The 1,913-nt window shown below is 55.8% G+C and carries 2 protein-coding genes; both read right to left on the reverse strand.

The genetic code is table 11. The features are described 5' to 3' along the window. Nucleotides 1-1,019 (reverse strand): FtsK/SpoIIIE domain-containing protein (locus ABRP93_RS11550; protein ID WP_349888013.1); only part of this gene is annotated, 1,019 nt, incomplete at its 3' end. After that, complete coding sequence (locus ABRP93_RS11555) at nt 1,006-1,212, reverse strand: hypothetical protein (protein ID WP_239270157.1); 207 nt, start codon at nt 1,210-1,212, stop codon at nt 1,006-1,008. The genes ABRP93_RS11555 and ABRP93_RS11550, both read right to left, overlap by 14 nt. Nucleotides 1,213-1,913: the final 701 nt, after the last annotated feature.

The following is a 1,913-nucleotide window of genomic DNA, read 5'->3' on the forward strand; positions in this document are numbered from 1 at the left end:
GTGGCCCGTAGAGGGTCGGGTTCCCCTTCTCCTGGGCGCACACCCAGCACGAGCTGGGAATCTTCTGGACGCGTTACGCGGCCGACCATTTTCACGCCGCACAAATCCCTGATACCTGTTGGGATGACATCGGCCGTCATGCGCTGCGTCGCTAGGACGACGAGCACACCAGCGCTTCTACCTCTCTGGACGAGATCACGCACAAGGGCCTCGCGTTCTGCTGCAGCGGTCTTGTCCTGCTTTGACGTTGATGCTGGTGAGAACCATGCTTGGGCCTCATCGAGCACCAGGAGAAGAAGCTTCGGGCGGTCTTTGGTATCGACCTTCCAGTAATCGATGCCTTTTTCGAGACGCTTTTTCATGGTCTCTTGGAGGAATTCAACTTTTTCCAGAATCTTTTCTGGATCGTCGCGTTTACCGTCGAAGGTGACCACCTCAGAGCGAGTCATAAGCGCCATTATCAACTGATTTAGGAAAACTGACTTCCCGCTTCCGGGCTTACCAGCCAAAATGAAGCCAGATTTTTCTTTCAGTGCGATGCGGGCTTGCTCTCCTGTTTGTGTATCTACGCCGATGAGAATCTCACCCGTGGTCGCGGAAAAGCGAGCTCTGCCTGGGAGATATCCCGGTGTCTTTACAGCGTCCCTGATAGATACGCATCCGTCTTTTACGGATAGTCTTATCGGGGTTCTTAGGTGCTGAGCCAGCTCTGCCTCTAGACCCCGCCGCTGCCATTTTTCAGACTCTCCTGGAGCTATGACGATTTTCCCATCGCGAGATACACGATTGATGGTCAGCCCGAAGCGCTCGCTGATTTTCTCTCGACACGTATGCGTACGATACGCAGCCTTGGAGCGAAACCACCACCTTTTCTGCAGCTCAGAGAAAAGAAGGTAGCATCCAGCTGCTGTCACCGCCAGGAAGATTATCCACGGCAGGGCCCTGAGAAGAGCAGCGTCTGCGCTGTCAGCCGCTGTGCGTAGCTGCTCCAGCTCGTCATTTCTATTAGAGGAGCTCATGCGCGGCCTCCTCCACGCGGTCTACGCCTGTGGCCTGCAGGAATACCAACCCATCTACTGCGCCAGCCATGAGCCCCTGGAAGGATACGAGATCATCATCTCCGATGCTTGGTCGTTCCGGGGCCCATACGGTGACGCGGGATGCCTTCACTTCGCGTTCTACGGCTCCATCGCTTCCTGTGCGCTCGCTCATAACGAGGCTGACCTCAATTGGCCATGCTAGGCAGCCTGGGAAAAATCGGTTGGTCTGTGGGCGTCCGTCTCGCTCCCGTGGGGAATCCGGGGCGGTCCGCACGCGCACGCCAGCTGTTAGCTGACCAACTGGAGTGAGGTAAGGTGGAGTTATGGGCATAGCAATGTCCTTTCTTCCCCACGTCAGTGGGGGTGTCAGTCCCTCCCGGTCGATGCTTGCAGGCTGATCCGGGAGGGCATTTTTCGTTTACACTCTCGACCCTACGCAGATTTCAGACCTTCCCGCAAGAAGCGGTGTTGACACAATTCCACGTGGATGGTATGGCACGCCATACCGCGTGACGTATGGGTTTACGCATTCCATGCCTGTACAAATACCCATTTGCCAGCACGTATGTAGCTAGAGCCGGTGGATACTGCATTCCCTTAGGGGTGGATTCACCCTCAACGGGCATGATTGCTGTTGCTATGTAGTGCCCTAGTATGGGGGTGGAGTGAACGTGGCTATAGGGGTATTTGGAAGCGTATCTCTACCACTTCCCAGAAACATACCTGCGCTGATTGCTCTGACTGCAGATGACTCTTGTCCGATAACGGGTATTATGTTCGCTTTCGCTATTTCCCCAGCATGCAGCCACACACCACGCCCTATATCCCCACACACCCCGCCGCACCACCTGGTGCACCACCACAGCGCACCAC

It is taken from the genome of Corynebacterium sp. KPL2850 (genome assembly GCF_040225855.1).
Taxonomy (GTDB): domain Bacteria; phylum Actinomycetota; class Actinomycetes; order Mycobacteriales; family Mycobacteriaceae; genus Corynebacterium.

What these genes read in the sequence shown, in the direction of transcription:
- ABRP93_RS11555 (WP_239270157.1), bottom strand. Translation starts at nt 1,212, where the DNA reads ATGAGCGAGCGCACAGGAAGCGATGGAGCCGTAGAACGCGAAGTGAAG.